This is a genomic window from Labrys sp. E2SS-1L (genome assembly GCF_057073705.1).
On the sequence record NZ_CP172712.1, the window covers coordinates 4575863 to 4593740 of the forward strand.

Annotated in this window: 12 protein-coding genes; 7 read left to right on the top strand and 5 right to left on the bottom strand. The window is 63.8% G+C overall.

Annotation, left to right across the window (positions count from 1 at the left end; all coding sequences use genetic code 11):
- Positions 1-68: 68 nt before the first annotated feature.
- Positions 69-1007 (bottom strand): substrate-binding domain-containing protein, encoded by a 939-nt coding sequence (locus ACIGJE_RS21365; RefSeq protein WP_394309421.1) that lies wholly within the window; start codon positions 1005-1007, stop codon positions 69-71.
- A 264-nt stretch (positions 1008-1271) separates the two neighbouring features.
- Between ACIGJE_RS21365 and ACIGJE_RS21370 the strand changes: the two genes are divergently transcribed.
- From ACIGJE_RS21370 to ACIGJE_RS21385, 4 genes are all read left to right on the top strand, one after another.
- Positions 1272-2312 carry a LacI family DNA-binding transcriptional regulator gene (locus tag ACIGJE_RS21370; RefSeq protein WP_311941857.1) on the top strand — a complete coding sequence of 347 codons (1041 nt, stop codon included), beginning with the start codon at positions 1272-1274 and terminating at the stop codon, positions 2310-2312.
- Between the two features lie 121 nt (positions 2313-2433).
- Positions 2434-2841 carry a rhodanese-like domain-containing protein gene (locus ACIGJE_RS21375; RefSeq protein WP_415087111.1) on the top strand — a complete coding sequence of 136 codons (408 nt, stop codon included), beginning with the start codon at positions 2434-2436 and terminating at the stop codon, positions 2839-2841.
- A gap of 242 nt (positions 2842-3083) precedes the next feature.
- A complete protein-coding gene (locus ACIGJE_RS21380) occupies positions 3084-3566 on the top strand; it encodes a GNAT family N-acetyltransferase (protein ID WP_415087113.1) in 483 nt (160 codons plus the stop codon).
- Between the two features lie 122 nt (positions 3567-3688).
- Positions 3689-5263, top strand: a complete 1575-nt coding sequence (locus ACIGJE_RS21385) for a RimK family protein (protein WP_415087115.1) — start codon at positions 3689-3691, stop codon at positions 5261-5263.
- Between the two features lie 45 nt (positions 5264-5308).
- On the opposite strand, the gene ACIGJE_RS21390 is transcribed toward ACIGJE_RS21385, so the two are convergent.
- From ACIGJE_RS21390 to ACIGJE_RS21400, 3 genes are all read right to left on the bottom strand, one after another.
- Positions 5309-5443: a hypothetical protein gene (locus ACIGJE_RS21390; RefSeq protein WP_311941867.1), complete on the bottom strand. Its 135-nt coding sequence runs from the start codon at positions 5441-5443 to the stop codon at positions 5309-5311.
- 474 nt (positions 5444-5917) lie between these two features.
- Positions 5918-10714 (bottom strand): DUF3320 domain-containing protein, encoded by a 4797-nt coding sequence (locus ACIGJE_RS21395; protein ID WP_483678647.1) that lies wholly within the window; start codon positions 10712-10714, stop codon positions 5918-5920.
- 129 nt (positions 10715-10843) lie between these two features.
- Positions 10844-12628, bottom strand: coding sequence for an MFS transporter (locus ACIGJE_RS21400; RefSeq protein WP_311941873.1), 1785 nt, complete (start codon positions 12626-12628; stop codon positions 10844-10846).
- Between the two features lie 438 nt (positions 12629-13066).
- On the opposite strand from ACIGJE_RS21400, the gene ACIGJE_RS21405 reads away from it, so the two are divergent.
- Positions 13067-15046 carry an ABC transporter substrate-binding protein gene (locus ACIGJE_RS21405; RefSeq protein WP_483678648.1) on the top strand — a complete coding sequence of 660 codons (1980 nt, stop codon included), beginning with the start codon at positions 13067-13069 and terminating at the stop codon, positions 15044-15046.
- A gap of 56 nt (positions 15047-15102) precedes the next feature.
- Here ACIGJE_RS21405 and ACIGJE_RS21410 read toward each other — a convergent pair whose 3' ends face one another.
- Positions 15103-16617: an FAD-dependent oxidoreductase gene (locus tag ACIGJE_RS21410; RefSeq protein ID WP_483680291.1), complete on the bottom strand. Its 1515-nt coding sequence runs from the start codon at positions 16615-16617 to the stop codon at positions 15103-15105.
- 44 nt (positions 16618-16661) lie between these two features.
- Between ACIGJE_RS21410 and ACIGJE_RS21415 the strand changes: the two genes are divergently transcribed.
- Both ACIGJE_RS21415 and ACIGJE_RS21420 read left to right on the top strand, forming a co-directional pair.
- Positions 16662-17144, top strand: coding sequence for a MarR family winged helix-turn-helix transcriptional regulator (locus ACIGJE_RS21415; protein ID WP_483678649.1), 483 nt, complete (start codon positions 16662-16664; stop codon positions 17142-17144).
- Between the two features lie 143 nt (positions 17145-17287).
- Positions 17288-17815, top strand: a complete 528-nt coding sequence (locus ACIGJE_RS21420; RefSeq protein WP_367623277.1) for a DUF1697 domain-containing protein — start codon at positions 17288-17290, stop codon at positions 17813-17815.
- The last annotated feature ends 63 nt before the right edge of the window (positions 17816-17878 follow it).

Sequence of the window (17878 nt, forward strand, 5' to 3'; positions counted from 1 at the left end):
GCGCCGGCAACGCCCGGTCGGTTCGCCAGGGCGGGAACCTCGCCGGCTCCCGCCTCTTCTCGCGGGGCCTACAGGCCCATCTTGGCGAGTTCGTCGATGGTATCCTTGTTGAGGGATACGAGCTGGTCGACGATGAGATTGTGCCCGTCGGGATGCACGACGCCCAGTCCTTCGATCGTGGTGCCGTCCTTGATCTCCTGCCCCTTGGCCACCATGGTGCCCAGGGTGACGAAGACCTCGCCGGCCAGCATCGGGTTCCACATGAAACCGCCGGTCAGCGTGCCGTCCTTGACGAGTTTGCGGCCCTGCCCGGGAGAGAACGGGCCGAGCACCTTGATCTGCCCCTTCTTGCCCTTCTCGGCCACGGCGCGGGCGGCGCCGATCGGTCCCTGGCTGCCGAAGGCCAGGAAGCCCTTGAGGCCGGGATGGGCACGGATGAGGTCGAGAGCCGTCGAGCGTGAGGCATCGACGTCCTCGGCGACGCCGTAGCGGTCGCCGACCAGCTTCATCTCCGGTGCGTTCTGCTTGATATAGGCGATGGCCGCATCGGCCCAGGCATTGTGCAGCGGCACGGTGAGCGAGCCGACGAACACGGCATATTCGCCCTTGCCGCCGAGCGCCTCGACCAGCTGCTTGCCATAGGCATCGCCGAAGCCCTTCACCGAGGCCAGCTCGAAATCCCAATCGGCCTGCTTCTGCTTGGGCGATTCATGCGTGACCACCTTGATGCCGGCCTTGCGGGCCCGCTCCAGCACCGGCTCGAGCACTTCGGCGTCGTTGGGTACCACGCCGATCACGTCCACGCCCTTGGCGATCAGATCCTCGATGGCGCGCACCTGCAGGGCCGGGTCGGCGCTGGTGGGTCCGACCATGAAAGCCTCGACCCCGAGCTCGGCCGACTTCTTCTTGATCCCGGCTTCCATGGCGTTGAACCAGGGAATGCCACCGATCTTCACCACCACGCCGATGACGGGCTTGTCCTTGGAGGCCCGAGCGGCACCGACCATGCCCGGCAGCACCAGCGAAGCGGCACCCAGCGCCGAGGCGGCAAGAAAACTGCGGCGATCGAGTCTCGCCTTGTGCGTGAAATCAGAATTCGAAGCCATTGAACGGTTCCTCCCTATTTGTTCTGGTTGCCGGCATAGTGGCAGTATCGCCGACGCCCCATGAGCTAAATCCATTCAGCATTTGTTGTCAAGGTAGCTAAAAGGATTTAGCATTGGCTTGATGATCGAGTCTCCAATTCGATCCGCAGGACAAATGAGGGGACGATGGCGCGCTCACCCAGCGGACGCAGGTCCACCATCTATGATATCGCCGCTGCAACCAAGGCCTCTCCTTCAACGGTCAGCCTGGTGCTCAATGGCAGCTGGACGCGCTACCGTATCAAGGAGGACACGGCCAAGCGCGTGCTGAAGGCCGCCCAGGACCTGGGTTATGCCGTCAATATGAAGGCCCGAGGCCTGCGCCTGTCGCGCTCCGGCCTGGCCGGCATGATCATCCCCCATTACCGCAACCGCTTCTTCGCCGGCCTGGCCGAGGCTTTCGAAACGGATACACGCCAGCGCGGCCTCTGCCCGATCGTGGTGAGCACGCAGCGGGACGAAGCGATCGAGGCGAGCGTTACCACCACCCTTCTCTCCCAACAGGTCGAGTTTCTCTTCATCGCCGGCGTGCGCAACACGCAGCCCCTCAATGCGCTCTGCCGCGCCGCCGGCATTCCCTGTGTCAATCTCGACCTGCCCGGCAGTGACGCGCCTTCGGTCGTCACCGACAATTACGGTGGTGCACGCACCCTCACCGAAAAGCTGATCGCCAAGCTGCGCAAACGCCGGACGGCGCCGCGCGACCTGCTGTTTCTCGGCGGCATCGCCGGCGAGCATGCCACCGACCGCCGCATCGAGGGCTTTCGCGACGCCGTGGCGGCCAGTGGCCAGGAGACGACGTCGGAGGTTTCCTGCTGCGGCTACCGCCCCTCATCGGCGCGGGAGGCGCTCGCAGCCCGCTTCCAGGCGCTCGGCCGCATGCCGGACGGTCTGTTCATCAACTCCATCACGGCTTTTGAGGGACTGGTGCAGTTTTCCCTGCAGGTGCCGCGCCAGGCGATGCGCGAGGTCAGCACGGTATGTTCCGACTGGGATCCCTTTGCAGCGCATCTGCCGTTCGACGTGACGATGACCCGCCAGAATGTCGAAGCCATCATTGCCGAGGGTTATGCGCTGGTGGACAACTACGTTCCGGGCGAGAATCCGATGGTGGTGGTGCCTCCCGAATTCGCACCGAGTTCGGAACGGGAGAGCAATTGGCGCTGAGGAAAGCGCTGATCGCGCTGCCGGCCTCGCGGCAATCTACCGTCTTGAACGGAGCGCTTCCCGGGCCTGAACTGGGGACGCCAGGACGCAGAATGGATATAGACGGGGACGGAACGCCAGGATGAAGAAACTCAAGCTCTCGTCGGCTCAGATGGTCGCGGCCGCTCGCGCACGCATCGAGGAAATCGAGACCAGGGATGCGATCGCCATGGTCGGCGACCCCCATGTGGTCATCGTCGACATCCGCGATCCCCGGGAGAGGCAGCGTTCGGGCTATATTCCCGGCAGCTTCCATGCTCCCCGCGGCATGGTGGAATTCTGGGTCGACCCGGAAAGCCCTTATTTCAAGGACATCTTCGGGGAGGACAAGAAGTTCGTCTTCCATTGTGCCTCCGGGTGGCGTTCGGCCCTTACCGTGGCGACGCTCCAGGACATGGGCTTCGCGGCGGCTCACCTCAAGGACGGTTTTTCGTCCTGGGAGAAGGCGGGCGGGCCCATCGAGTTCCCCGAGCCCGGCGGCAACAAGTGAGGCAGGCCTCGTCCATTCTCCCTTTCCATCGCCGCTCGTTTCAACCCGAACAGGCAGAATTGACCGGGGCCTGACCCCATCAAGCCGAGACAGTGAACGGCAAAAAAACGTTTGTCTCCAGCATGATGGAGGGCTTCCCGGAATCGGACGCGCAACCGTTTCCTTATGCAATCCTGATTTGTTGGGGCAGCGCCGACGCCCTACCCTCACGGTCATTGTCGCTATCAATCTGTCTGTCGCACATGACCGTACCCTATCTGCGCGAGGCGAGTTCGGCGGATCTTCCCGCCCTGGTCGATCTCGAAAACGCAGCCTTCGCCGGCGATCGCCTCAGCCGCCGCGATTGGCGCCATCTGCTGACCAGCCCTTCCGCCCTCGTCATCGTCAGCGACGATGACGCCGGCCTCACGGGGTGCAGCGTCGTCCTCACCAATCGCCGCACGGCCGTCGCGCGGCTCTATTCCCTTGCCGTGGCGCCACGTGCCCGTCGGCAGGGCATCGCCCAGGCGCTGCTCCAACAAGCCATGGCCAGCAGCGCCGGGACCGGTGCCCATCTGCTGCGCCTGGAAACACGCAGCGACAACCTCGCTGCCCAGGCCCTGTTCAGCCGCCTCGGCTTTCAGCCCTTCAGGCGTGTGGCGAACTATTACGAGGACGGGACAGAGGCCATTCGCTTCCAGCGTCTGGTCGACCGCGACTGCCTCAGGCAGAGCGCGCTGCAATAGATACGCAAACACACGTAACCACCTATTTTAACACATCTTTAGCTCCCTCCAAATCGCCTGCGGAAAGACGCGGTGGGCGATCGTGATGCCGATCGCCTTTCTTCCCTACATGAAAGCAGCCAATGCCCGCTCAACTGATCATCGTCGAAAAATCCAGTGATTTTCGCTGGTCCGTACCCGGTGTCCGGGTGATCACCGCGCAGGACTTCATCGCCGAAGGACCAGGCCTGCTGCAGCGGCCCCGCCGTATCATCAATCTGTGCCGCAGCTATGCTTATCTCAGCATCGGCTACTATGTGTCCCTGCTCGCCGAAGCGCGCGGTGAGCGGGTGACGCCGAGCATGGAGGCAATCACCGACCTGCAGGTCAAGGCAGTGCAGGCCCAGAAGCTCGCCGGCCTGGAGCGCTGCCTCGGCCCGCTCGCCTCCGTACCCAAAGCGGTGGAAGCGATGCGCATCCAGGTGTTTTTCGGCCAGGTCGAGGAGCGCAATGCCGAGGATCGCGGTGTCGAGGATCGCGGGCTGGCGGAGTTTGCCGGCCGCAGCTTCGAACTGTTCCGCTGCCCGCTGCTGGCGATCGACCTCGTACGCCTCGAAGACGGCGCCGGCTGGAAGGTCGCCGCCCTGCATCCGCTCGACCTGCGCGATATCGACCCTGCCCGCGATGGCCTGTTTCTCGATGGCCTCACCCGCTTCTGCCGGCGCCCCTGGCGCCACGCGCCCTCGACCAGTAGCCCGCGCATGGACCTGGCAATCCTGCATGACCCCAAGGATCCCCTGCCGCCTTCCAAGCTGAAGACCCTGCAAGCCATGATGCGCATCGGCCAGGACATGGATATTGCCGTCGAACTGATCGAGAAGAAGGACTATCCGCGCCTCAGCCAGTTCGACGCCCTGTTCATCCGCGAAACCACGGCGATCGCGCACCATACCTTCCGTTTCGCCCGCAAGGCCGCCAGCGAGGGCATGCCGGTGATCGACGATCCCGGTTCGATCCTGCGCTGCACCAACAAGGCCTTCCTGTCGGAACTCCTCGCCGGCAACGGTATCGCAACACCCCGCACCCTCTTCCTCACCCGGCGCACGCTGTCAGGCTTCGAGACCCAGCTGACCTATCCCGCGGTGCTGAAGGTGCCTGACGGCGCTTTCAGCCTCAGCGTGAAGAAGGCCGAGAATTGGCAGCAGTTTCAGGAGATTGCCGCGACCATGCTCAAGCAGTCCGGCCTCATCCTGGTACAGGATTACGTCTACACGCCCTTCGACTGGCGCATCGGCATCCTCGCAGGCGAGGTAATCTTTGCAGCCAAATATTTCATGTCCTCGGGGCACTGGCAGATCATCCAGCATGGCGAAGCCGGCGCCTATACCGAAGGCCGCACCCAGGCCGTGCCGGTCGAGGAAGTGCCGCGCGAGGTGATCGAACCGGCAGTGCGGGCGGCAGGGCTGATCGGCAACGGCCTCTATGGCGTAGATCTCAAGCAGACCAAGTCCGGTGTGGTGGTCATCGAGATCAACGACAATCCCAATATCGATCTCGGCCTGGAGGATGCCGCTGCCGGCGAAGGCCTCTACCGCAGACTGCTCTCCCACTTCCAAGCCCTGGTCGATGCCCGCCATCGCCCGCCGGCACCGGCACTCCCCTCCGGGGCCATTCACCGGCCTCGGCTGGTGCATGATCTGCGCGATACCGGCTCCTGAGGCTGCACGCATCGGGCGCGTTTGCGGTTCGCGCGCGCCCGATCGCTACAGGAGATGCGTCACCCCTTCATGAAGGGCGATGATGAGCACGGCAAGCATCGCGCTCACCGCCAAGAGCGCGGCAAGGCTCGTCAATGCTCCCTGCAGAAAGACCGAAACGGCATTGGCTCGAAACGACACGGCAATTCTCCTGATGGAGAATGCAGTATCAGGCCTGGATGCTTCCGCCCTCGGTCTGACATGTAAAGTTTCGTTGCGAGCGCAGGGAACGATGCCACAGCGATGCGTCGAGCCCCTTCAGATGTCGTAGCTGACATAATAGAGGCAGCAGGCCGAGGCCAAAGCGAACAGCAACGCGTAGAACATGACACGACCCTTTGTAACGAAGGCTGGATCATGCCCGGCAAACCTTTCCAGGACGTGTCTGATCGATGGCGGGATCGTGTTAAAGTGTTTCCTGATGAGCCGAGTTTCAAAGACCTGCACATCACTTTGAAAATATGGAAAAAAAGAGATTAACAGCATCACGATTTCGCCGCGATGGAGCCTTCCGTTCTCCAGGCTTGGTCTCCGCCCGCACAGGTCGGAGAAGCCCTCGGAAAAACGCCTTCACGGTCTCCGGCCCAATGACCGTGCTCCTCCGAAGAGACCTTCTCAACCGCTGACGATCAGGTCGTTCTGCAGCTTCAGCTGCCCCTTGAACAGCATCACCGTCAGCACATCGTCGAGCCGCTCCTTCAGCACGGAACTGGTCGCCGCAAAGCCGAACAGGCGGGCAGCCGCCACGATCAGTGCATCGCGGGGCGCCCCGTAATTGGCGGCAATCACGGCGAGAAAGGCAGCTTCGACCTCTTCATTGGGCAGCATATCGGGACGTCGCAGGCCGGCGCTTTCCACCATGGAGCGATCGCGCAGAACCACCGGCGCTTCCGGCAGCTTGTAAAAGGGCCCGCCGACGATCCTGCCGGTAACGCGGGCGACGTCGATGCCGTCCTGCACTGCTTCGCGCACCCGGTTGCCGGCTCGCGCCAAACCGAAGGAATCGCGGATGCGCGCTACGATCTCCTGTTCATGCACCGGTCCTTCGACCTCGACCACGCCCACGACATAGGCCGCCATGCCTGCCGTCGGTACCTCATGCAGTTCCGCCGTGCCCGTGATGCCAAGGCGTGCCTCGACATAGGGACGCGCAGGCGAAGACGGGGCAGGCTCCTCCCCGAGCGTGGCCAGCGGCTCGTCGATCGACAGCGGCGGCGGTAGAGGTAACGGCTCTTCCTCCTTCGCGCTTTCCGGCTCGGCCGACACGGCCAGTTCCTCGTCCCGTCTGCGCCAGGTGGCCTTCGCCCGTTCGATCGCGGCCTCGACCTTGGTGAGTTCCTCGTGGGGGCGCAGATACCAATCGGTCGACCAGATACGGTGGATCACCCAGCCTTGCCCTTCCAGCACATGCTGGCGCAGCCGGTCGCGGTCGCGGGCCGAGCGCGAGGCATGATACTGGGCACCATCGCATTCGATGCCGAGCAGGAAGCGCTGCGGCCGATCGGGATCCACCACCGCGAGGTCGACGAAGAAGCCGGCGCTGCCGATCTGGTGTGTGATCTGGTACCCGCGCGCCCGCAACTGGCCGGCGACCTGTTCCTCGAAAAGGGAATCGGGCGTCCTGCCGGTCTCGACGGGCGTGCCGAGCCGGCCCGTTTCGGCAAAGCTGAGAAACAGCTTCAGCGCTGCGACGCCGCGCGCATTGGCGCGCGTGAGATCGATATCCTCCCCGCGAATGGAGGAGAACACCTCGCAGCGATATTTCGCCCGCGAGATCAGCACGTTGAGCCTTCTTTCGCCGCCATCGAGATTGAGCGGGCCGAAACTCATGGCCAGATAGCCTTCGGCACTGCGGCCATAGCCCACCGAAATGAAGACGACGTCACGCTCGTCGCCCTGGATATTCTCCAGGTTCTTGACGAAAAACGGCTCGTTCCCCTCCCGATTGAAGAAGACCTCGGTGGCGGGACTCTCTCGCCGCAGCAGCTCGAGTTCCTTGAGGATGGCCTGACGCTGCGCCACCGAGAAGGTGGCTACCCCGAGCGAGAGGGAGGCGCGATGGCGGGCATGCGCCATGATCGCTTGCGCCACGACCCGGGCTTCCTCGGCATTGGTGCGGCTGTTGCCGCGATCATAGACGGCTTTGGGGAGATAGCGGAAGATCAGGCCCATCGCCTCCGCGCCTCCAGCGCCGCCGTTGGGAGAGCGGCCTCCGGCATGCGGGCTCGGCACCACCATGAGCCGGTTGTCGTAGAATTCTCGGTTCGACACGGTGATCAGCGACTGGTGACGGGAGCGATAGTGCCAGTTGAGCTGGCGGTAGGACATGCCCTTGGCGAGGCAGAGATCGAGCACGCTTTCGGCGTCGCTCGCCTTGAAGGTCTCCTCGTCGTCGTCCTCCTCCGGCACCTCGCCGGTCAGCTTGGCGAAGAAGCGCGTCGGCGGCAGTTGGCGCTCATCGCCCACCACGACGAATTGAGATGCCCGCGCCAGCGCGCCGAGGGCGTCGACCGGCTCGACCTGGGAGGCTTCGTCGATGACCAGCAGATCGAAGCTGAGCGCCCCGGGTTTGAGAAACTGGCTGATGGAGAGCGGGCTCATCATCATCACCGGCTTCAATTGCTGGATGGCCGGGCCAGCCCGGTCGAGCAATTGCCGGATCGGCAGATGGTTGCGCTTCTTGGCAAACTCGCCATTGAGCACGCCAAGCGGGCCAATGCCGCCGGCTGAAGCCGGGCGTTCGCGCAAATGCTTGAGGGCCACGCTCTCGCGCGCCAGCGCGATACGGGCCCTGTCGAGCATGCGGAACTGCTCCACCGCGCGATTCTGCAATTCGCCGTCGAAACGCTTGAGATCGGCGTGCCGGGCAAAGAGGTCCTCGCGCAAGGCTTCGTAATAGGCACGCTCGAAGGTCACTACCAGATGATCGCCGGGGATGCGGCCATCGAGCAGGCCGTCGACGAGGGCACCGAGCCCGGCTTCTCGAGCCACATGGCAGCGATGGGTGAACGCAATCCAGCGGGTGATGCTTTCGAGATTGGCCAGCCAGAGGCGCAGTTGCCGCACGAGAGCCGCGACCTCCAGGTCCACGCAATCGGCAATGCCATGCCCGCCCTCCAGGTCGTAGTCGAGGAACTCGCTGAGCGCCTTCAGATCGTGGAACAAGCGCGGCACGCTTTGCACGATCACCGCGCCCATGGCGCCGAACTCGCGGCCGCCAGGCCGGGCGGCCAGCCGATCCAGGAAATCCGGGGCGAGCGCGGGATGTCGATGATCCCGCCACCAATCGGTGATGGCCTGCAGTCGATCCCAGTCGGATTTATCACCAGCCCAAAGCGTACCGAATGCGCGGGCGCCCATGTCCTTCTGGCCCTCGAAATGGCGGCGAAGCTCCTGTGCGGAGATCATGTCGTCGAGAAGCTGGAGCCGCTTGACGAGATCACCGGGCATCTCGGTGGCGAGCAGGGCCTTGAATTCGGCCTTGGCGCCGCGATAGCGCCCGGAGAAGAAGCGCAGGAAGGAGGCGCCGTGCACGGCGAAGGCTTGACGGACCGGCCGCAGATCCGCCGTCCAGGCTTCCGCCCGATAGAGCTGCGCCATTGCCTCGACGACCTTGCGATAGGCCTTGCCGAGAGCGACAAGGTCACCGAGGGCGCCGACGTCCTCGCGCCATACCGGCTGGGCGAGAAGGCGCCGGTCGGCCTGGGCGGGCAGCGAGGAGGCCGCACAGGTGGTGCGCCAGACGACATCGAGATCGCGGATCGTCACCACTTGGAGCCCGAAATCCCGGATGATGCCGACTGCCGCCTCTTCTACCGCTTCCAGATCCGCCTCGACGCTGCGCATCAGGCCGGCGAGACGTTCGAGTTCGGCGGGATCGATGGCATCGCGCCGAACGCCGCGCCAGATATTGGCGGCGGGATCACCGACGGTGCCGAGGCGTTCGGCGAGTTCCGCCATCAGCTCCCGATTGGCCCGGGCCTGCTCCTGCGTCCACTGGCTGGCCCGCTCGACCGCGAAGCCGGCGAGCCCGCCCGCATCGCGCAGGGCGACGAGCCGGCCCAGCAGCCGATAGGGCGTGATGCCGCTCGGCTCCATCGGCTCATGCAGCATCGCCGCATGCCGGTTGAGATCGGCCTGGGTCTCGGCAAGGCGCCCCGTGACGCCGGGATCCTGGACCGGCGTCTTCAGTGCAAGTTCGCGCGTTCGCCGCAGCTCCTCCAGGAGCAGACGCTTATTGGCCTTGGTCGAGTGCAATTCGAGCGTCATCGGCCCGAGCCCGACCTGGCGCAGGCGCCGATGCACCACGTCGAGCGCCGCCATCTTCTCCGCTGCGAACAGCACCTTGCGGCCCTGCAGGGCCGCCCCGGCAATGATATTGGCGATGGTCTGGCTCTTGCCGGTGCCCGGAGGGCCCTTGATCACCAGATGGCGACCGCGCAGCACCTCCTCGATGGCGACGGCCTGCGATGAATCGGCATCCAGCACGTGGTTGAGCGCCGGCGGCGGTATCACGGGATCGATCGGCTGGCCGTCAGGGACGATAGGCTCGAAGGCCTCGAAGCCTTCTCCCAGCAGCGCGGTCACCGGCCCATGCTCATGGATGGCATTGCTTTCAGGCCAATTGTCCGGATCGAGGTCGCGATACATCAGGAATTTGGCGAAGGAGAAGAAGCCGAGCACCATCGCGTCCGGCAAGACCTGCCAACGCGCCTTGCCGGAGATGGTCCTGGCGATCTCGGCGACATAGGCGGCGATGTCGACCTCGTCCTCATCCGGGAAATCTTCGATCACCATGCCGAAATCGCCGCGCAACTTGGCCTGGATCGACAAATTGGGCGAAGCCGGCTCGCCCCGCGAACGCAGGCTGAAGCGCTCGGCGGCGCTGGAACGCTCGAGGCGCACCGGCAGGAGCACGAGCGGGGCATGGCGGGCAATGTCGGATTTATCGTCCTCGTACCAGCGCAGCAGGCCGAAGGCGAGGTAGAGGATGTTGACGCCCTGCTCTTCCTCGATGGTGCGGGCATCGTACCAGATGTCGAACAGACGCTTCTGCAGGGCTTCGGCAGCCAGACGGGTCTGCAACCGGTGGGGAGCCGGCGCCGCGGCCTCGCTGCTCGGCATGGCGTCCGCCGGCGCCACCGGCGAAGCCTGCGTGCCTTCGATCGCGAGCTCGCCCTGCGCGGCCTCGTCCGGCTCGCGTCCGGGCAGGAAGGTCAATGCCCGGCCGGCCGCCAGCAAGTCATAGGTTTCGGGGGCTTTGGCCTCGATGAGCTCGATGGTGCGCACGCCCTTGGTACGCATCGGCAGGTTGATCAGCCGATTGCGCAGGCCAAGATCGAGCAAGGCCTGCCGCTGTTCCAGCAGGCGCCTGCGCACCGGATTGTCGGACATCGATTCGAACCCCTCCATGACAAGTCTATCCTGGTGAGGACCGCGATTTCCAGCGTGACACCGCGGGTTGGCGCGAAAGACTTCACCAAAACGAAAACGGCGCGACACCGGAGTGCCGCGCCGATTTCCAACTCGTCTGCCTGGCAATCAGGACGGAATATTGTCGAGATCGCGATCCTTGGTTTCCGGCACGAACAGCAAGCCGATCACGAAGGTCAGCGCCGCAACCACGATCGGATACCACAAGCCGTAATAGAGATCGCCGCTGGCCGCCACCATCGCGAAGATCACGAAGGGTACCAGGCCGCCGAACCAGCCATTGCCGATATGATAGGGCAAGGACATGCCGGTATAGCGGATGCGGGTGGGATAGAGCTCCACCAGGGCGGCGGCCATCGGGCCATAGACCAGCGTGACGAGGACGATCAGCACGATCAACATCACCACCAGCATGGGCTTGTTGATCGCGGACTGATCGGCCGGCGCCATCGCATAGGTGGTGGCGGTCTTGTCGGTGCCATCCGGATTCTTGACGACGGCACCGCTGGCGTCTTTCACCGGCGCCTGCTTTTCCGACACCGGATATTGATGATCCTTCAAGGCCTTGTAGAGGGCCGTCGTGAACTCGGCTTTCTTGGCCTTGGCAGCGGCAGCGTCGAGGCCTGTCGCGACATAGGACGGGATCACGGTTTCGCCGATCTTCACCGAAGCCGGCGTCCCCGGTGCAGCCGCCTCATTGGTGTAGGACACCGAGCTCGAGGCCAGGAAATTCTTGGCCACGTCGCAGGAGGAGGTGAACTTGGCGGTGCCGATCGGGTCGAACTGAACCGAGCAATCGGCCGGGTCGGCGATGACGCTGACGGCCGATTTGGCGAGTGCGGTCTCGAGCGCCGGATTGGCGTAGTGGGTGATGGCCTTGAAGATCGGCTGGTAGAACACCGCCGCCAGCAGGAAGCCGAGCAGCATGATCCATTTGCGGCCGATCTTGTCGGACAGCCAGCCGAAGAACACGTAGAGCGGCAGGCTGATCGCCAAGGCGACGCCCAGCAATAGCGAGGCGGTGGTGAGATCCACGCGCAGGGTCTTGGTCAGATAGAGCAAGGCGTAGAACTGCCCCGAATACCAGACGACGGCCTCGCCGGCGACCATGCCGAACAGCGCGATCAGGCCGATCTTGAGGTTGGACCACTTCAGGAAGGCCTCACTCAGCGGCGCCTTGGAGGTTGCCCCCTCCTCCTTCATCTTGACGAAGGATGGGCTTTCGGCGAGCTGCATGCGGATCCAGACCGAGATCAGCAAGAGAATGATCGAGATCCAGAAGGGGATACGCCAGCCCCAGTCGCTGAAGGCGGCATCGCTCATATATTGCCGGATCAGCAGGATGATGATCAGCGAGAGCAAGAGACCGCCGGTTGCCGTCGCCTGGATCCAGCCCGTGTAAAGGCCGCGCTTGCCGGCCGGTGCATGCTCGGCGACATAGGTCGCGGCCCCGCCATATTCGCCGCCGAGAGCCAGGCCCTGCACGATGCGCAGCGCGATCAGGATCGTGGGCGCAATGGCGCCGACGCCAAGATTTTGCTGGCACCAGGCATAGCTGGGCAGCAGGCCGACCAGGAAGGTCGAGGCGCCCATCAGCGTGATGGTGACGAGGAAGGTGTATTTGCGTCCGACCAGATCGCCCACGCGACCGAAGACGAGAGCCCCGAAAGGCCGGACGATGAAGCCTGCGGCCCAGGCCAGCAGCGTGGCAAGGAAACTTGCGGTCTCGCTCAGCGAAGAAAAGAAATGGGCGGCGATATAGGTCGCCAATGAACCATAAATGAAGAAATCGTACCATTCGAAAGCCGTGCCCAGAGAAGAGGCGAAGATAACCTTCTTGTCTTCCCTGCTCATCGGCGCCGAAGGGTCTACACTTGCCGTACTGACTGACATCGATGCTCTCCCCCGCCGGCCGGGCACAGCCCACCGCACCCGTGCCGGATGTCGTGTTTCCTCATCGGCCGTTGACCGGTCCGTTGTCGGCTTTGACGCCGGTGGACGATGTCTGAGGCGAAGAATCCCCCAGACGATCGTCGCGCTGTTCAATCAAGCTTCGGCACGCGCCGGCGACTCTGTCCGGAAAAACCACGGGCCCAAATTCGGACGGTTTCATAGATACTTGGCAGCGTCAAATCGTGATTCGAGTTATACTTAGCGACGTTAAGGCGTTCGCCGGCGCAAACCGGACATCATGCTCCCCGCTTTCCTTGCTGCACCGACCCCGCCAACCGGTTGCTTGTTACCGGCATGACTGTCGCAGCCGGCTGCGATGCCTTATGATTCACCTCAACCTATGGTTGATATTTTTCCGGACATCGAGAGGAACCCGCCATGCGGATGGCCTGGTTGACCTGCCTGCTCCTGGCAATCGGCCTTTCAACCGGAACGCCCGCCGGGGCGCAGATCAAGCTCGGCGTGGCAGGCCCGATGACGGGTCCGAACGCCGTCTTCGGCGAGCAGATGCGAAAAGGTGCCGAGGCGGCTGCGGCAGCCATCAATGCCAAGGGCGGCATCGCCGGCCAGCAGGTGGAGATCGTCGTGGCCGACGACGTTTCCGATCCACGACAGGGCGTGGCGGCTGCCAACAAGCTTGCGGACCAGGGCATCAAGCTGGTGGTGGGGCATTTCAACTCGGGCGTCACCATTCCGGCCTCCGAGATCTATGCCGAGCGCGGCATGATCATGATCTCGCCCTCCGCCACCAATCCGAGGGTAACCGAGCGCGGCCTGTGGAACGTCTTCCGCGTCACTGGCCGCGACGATCGCCAGGGCGGCGTCTGGGCGGACTATGCCGCCAGGAATTTCAAGGGCAAGAGGGTGGCTATCCTGCATGACAAGACCCCCTATGGCCAGGGTCTGGCGGCTAGTGCCCGTGATGCCTTCGCGCAGGCGGGATTCAAGCCGGTGCTGGAGGCTGGTGTCGATGTCGGCGAGAAGGATTATTCCGCCATCGTCGACCGGCTGGGCAAGGCGCGGGCCGACCTTCTGCTCTGGGGCGGCCTCTATACCGAGGCGGCCCTCATTCTCAGGCAGTTGCGCCAACGGGGCCTCAAGACCGTGCTGTTTTCCGGCGACGGCCTGATCGGCAGCGACTTTCCTGCCCTTGGCGGCGATGCCGTGATCGGCACGCTGATGACCTTTCCTCCCCCGCATGGCCAGAACCCTGCGGCCGCCGACATCATCCGCGTGGAACCCTCTCTGGCGGAAGGCTATGGCCTCTACGCCTATGCCGCGATCCAGGTTTTCCAGCAGGCCGCTGCACGGGCCCAAACGCTGGATCCAAGACGCCTGGCGGAAGCGATGCATGCCGGCAAGCCGTTCCGCACCGTTCTCGGCGACATCGCCTTCGACGCCAAGGGCGACCGCACCACGCCCGATCTGATCGTCTATCGCTGGCAAAAAGGCGCCGACGGCACCATCACCTATCAGCCGGCCGAACCGCAGGCCTCGATGATGGTGACGGCTGACGCTTCGCCAGACAATGCCGGCGGTACGATCGAAACGGCCCAGGATACGTCGAAGCCGGCTTTCGCCGTCGACACGGCTCCGATTGCCAAGACCGTCCCTGTCACCAAGTCAGCGCCCGTGATCGATACAACCGGCCCGGCGCCTCGCCGCGTCGCCTTGGTCATCGGCAACTCCGCCTATCGTTCGGTATCCCAGTTGCCGAATACGCTGCGCGACGCCGATCTCATCGGGCAGGCGCTGCGCCAAACCGGGGTGGACGACGTCACGATTGCGCACGACCTCGATCGCGCCGGCATGATCGCCGCACTGAAAGCCTTTGCGCGCAAGGCCGACCAATCGGACTGGGCCGTAATCTACTATGCTGGCCACGGCATCGAGGTGGATAACAAGAACTATCTGATCCCGCTGGACGCCGTGCTCGAATCCGACCGCGATGTTCCCGATGAAGCCGTTCCGCTGGAGCGGGTGATGAGCACGCTCGACGGCGCGCGCAAGCTCAAGCTCGTGGTGCTCGACGCCTGCCGCAACAATCCCTTCATCGCGCAGATGAAGCGGAGCGTGGCGAGCCGTTCGATCGATCGCGGCCTATCGCGCGTGGAGCCGGCCGGCGCCACGCTGGTGGTTTATTCCGCCAAAGAGGGCACCACGGCCGCCGATGGCGATCAGGCCAACAGCCCGTTCGCCCTTTCGCTCGCCAGGCGCCTTGTCGAGCCGGGCGTGGAGATCAACAAGATCTTCCGCTTCGTACGCCAGGATGTGCTCGACGTCACCGGCAACCGCCAGGAACCCTATGTCTACGGCTCGCTGCCACCGGCGGATTTCTTCTTCGTCGCACCGCAATAAGGCCTTGGCCGGGGCGGCGAAGCTATGCGGCCAGCTCGCCATTCCACCGCAGCGGGTCACGGATGCGCCTGTTCCGGCTGGCCGAGGCCTACCTCCTCGAGATAGCGTTGCAGCACTGACATTTCGGCGGAAGCAAGGATGGTGGCAATATAGCCATCGGGCCGGACGAGCACCCAATCGCCCGGACCGAGAACATAGATGTCGCGGACATGGCCAGCATGGTCGATGATGTCGCCCCGTTCGCCGATATGGCGGATATGCAGCCCGCGGCGGGGCGGCAAGGCGGCCCGGTTGGCCTCGTAGGCCAACAGCGTCCAATGGGTGCCCTTGAACAGGTCGAACAGACGCATGGATTGTCCTGCCGCACCCTGGACCGGCGCGTCCGGAGCCCGATCCCCCGCAAGCACGTCACCATCTCGTGCTAGCCGCTCGATCGTCAGCGACGACTTGGGATAGCCGATATCGAGCTGCTGCGTCTCGCGGCCACGCCGTATCTCGCCGCGTTTGAGATCTTCCAGCAGACTTGTGGAAAGGCCGAGCATGGCTGCGGCTATGGGGCGGCGCTCCTCCTCATAGGTGTCGAGCAGTTGGCCTCGGGCACCGGCCAGAACAGCTGCCAGTTTCCAACCGAGATTATAGGCATCCTGCACGCTGGTATTGAGACCCTGTCCCCCGGTCGGCGGATGCGTATGCGCCGCATCTCCGACCAGGAATACGCGACCAACGCGATATCGATCGGCAAGCCGGGCATTCATGCCGAAAGCGGAAGCCCAGGAGACGGATGTCACCTGGATGTCGTCCCGGCCGGTGCGTTGCGCCACCATGGCATTCAGCCCCTCGACGGAGAGGTCGACGTCGCCTTCAAGCGGAACCGGCCCCTGTATCTGGAAAAGGTCTGTTCCCGCGAGCGGGCAAAGCGAGATCTGCCGCTGCATGTCCTTGTCCCCAAAACGATGCCAGACATCCCGGTTCAAACCAGTCAGGGAAACGTCGGCGACGATGGCGCGAACGCCGAGCGTCCTGCCCGGGAAGCCGAGGTCGAGCGCCTGGCGCACGAAACTGCGGCCGCCATCGGCACCGACGAGCCAGCGCACGCGAATGTTCTCTTCGCCCGTCCTGCCGACGATCCGTACTGCTACGCCGGTCTCGTTCTGGTCGAAGCCCACCAATTCTGACCCAAACTCAGGGTGATGTCCCAATTCTGCAAGACGTTCGCGCAGGATGGCCTCGGTCAAGAACTGCGGCAGCATCAACGGGGTGCGATACGGTTCGGCTGGTATCGGGGCTTGCTGCTCCATGAGTTCAGAATCGCTGTGACTGCCGTCATCATGATAGTGGCGCTGCCGCGGATAGGGCCCACCGGCGGCCGCCATCCGGTCCAGAACTCCGAGGTCCTCGAAGATCTCCAGCGTTCTCGGCTGAATGCCCTTGCCGCGCGATCCGTGGAACGGCTTGTCCATTTTCTCGATCAGTCGGAAGGACACGCCGCGCCGCGCGAGATCGATCGCCAGCGTCAACCCGGCCGCCCCCGCCCCGCAAATGAGAACGTCAACTGCAAATTTCTCTGTCATGCTCATCTCCATATGTGTAATATGCACATAATAGGAGACTGGACATGCCGTCAATTAATAATATGCAAAATACACATATTAGCACCTTGCTGCGCGAGCTTCACGGCGCGCTGATCGACATCGTCAGCGTGATGAACCGCCCCCAGCGTGACGAGGCGATGGTGCGGGCAGCCGGCATCTCTCTCGATCGCGCTCTGTTTCCGTTGCTGGTCATGGTAGAGCGGCTCGGCCCCATCGGCGTGGTGGAATTGGCCGACCGCGTGGGGCGGGACTACACGACGGTCAGCCGGCAAGTGGCAAAACTCGAGAGCCTCGGCTTGGTGGATCGTCAGGGCAGCGTTGCCGATAGACGTATTCGCGAGGCGACCATTACGCCCAAGGGCAAGGCCATGACCGATCTGGTCGACGCTGCCCGCGAGAAGATGGGCCGCGCGATCTTTGCCGGATGGGAGCCGGGCGATGTTCGGGACCTCGTGCGGCTCATGCGCAGATTCGCGGACGACATCAACGCAACTTCCCCTGAATGATCGACGTGGACGGCCGCCGCGTCCCCCGAATTGCCTTGACCATGCATGCCAAGTCCGTGCTGGAATAGCCGATATCCCGCCCAATTGCCTCGACGCTGGCTTACAGGCTCGACGTCGCACGTCCCCCGAACAAGGACCCGATCATGCGCTACATCGCCTTGCTGCGTGCCATCAATGTCGGCGGAAGCTCGACGATCAAGATGGCCGAACTGCGCGCCCTCGGCGAAGACCTCGGCTTCTCCGGGGTCACGACCCTGCTCCAGAGCGGCAACCTGACCTTCGAGGCCCGCGAGGCGGCCCTGCCCGATCTTGAGCAGCGCTGGGAACAAGCCGTATTCGAGAAGTTCGGCGTGTCGACCACCTTCGTCATCCGTACCACGCCACAATGGCAGGCCATGATCGATGCCAATCCCTATCCGAGGGAAGCCGCGGACGACCCTGCCCACCTGTTGGCACTCCCCAGCAAGCATGACATCGACCCATCTGCCGTCGCTTCCCTGCGCGTGGCAATCCGGGAACGCGAGAGCGTCGCCGCCGGCGAGCGCTGTCTCTACGCCCATTACCCGGATGGCATAGGCCGTTCCAAGCTCACCACCAAGCTGATCGAGCGCCATCTCGGCACGCTGGTGACCGGCCGCAACTGGAACACGGTCTTGAAATTGGTGGCCTGACGCCACCAAGGGGGACCGCCCAAACCATTTCCACCCGCCCAACCGCCGGCGCGAGCGTCCCAG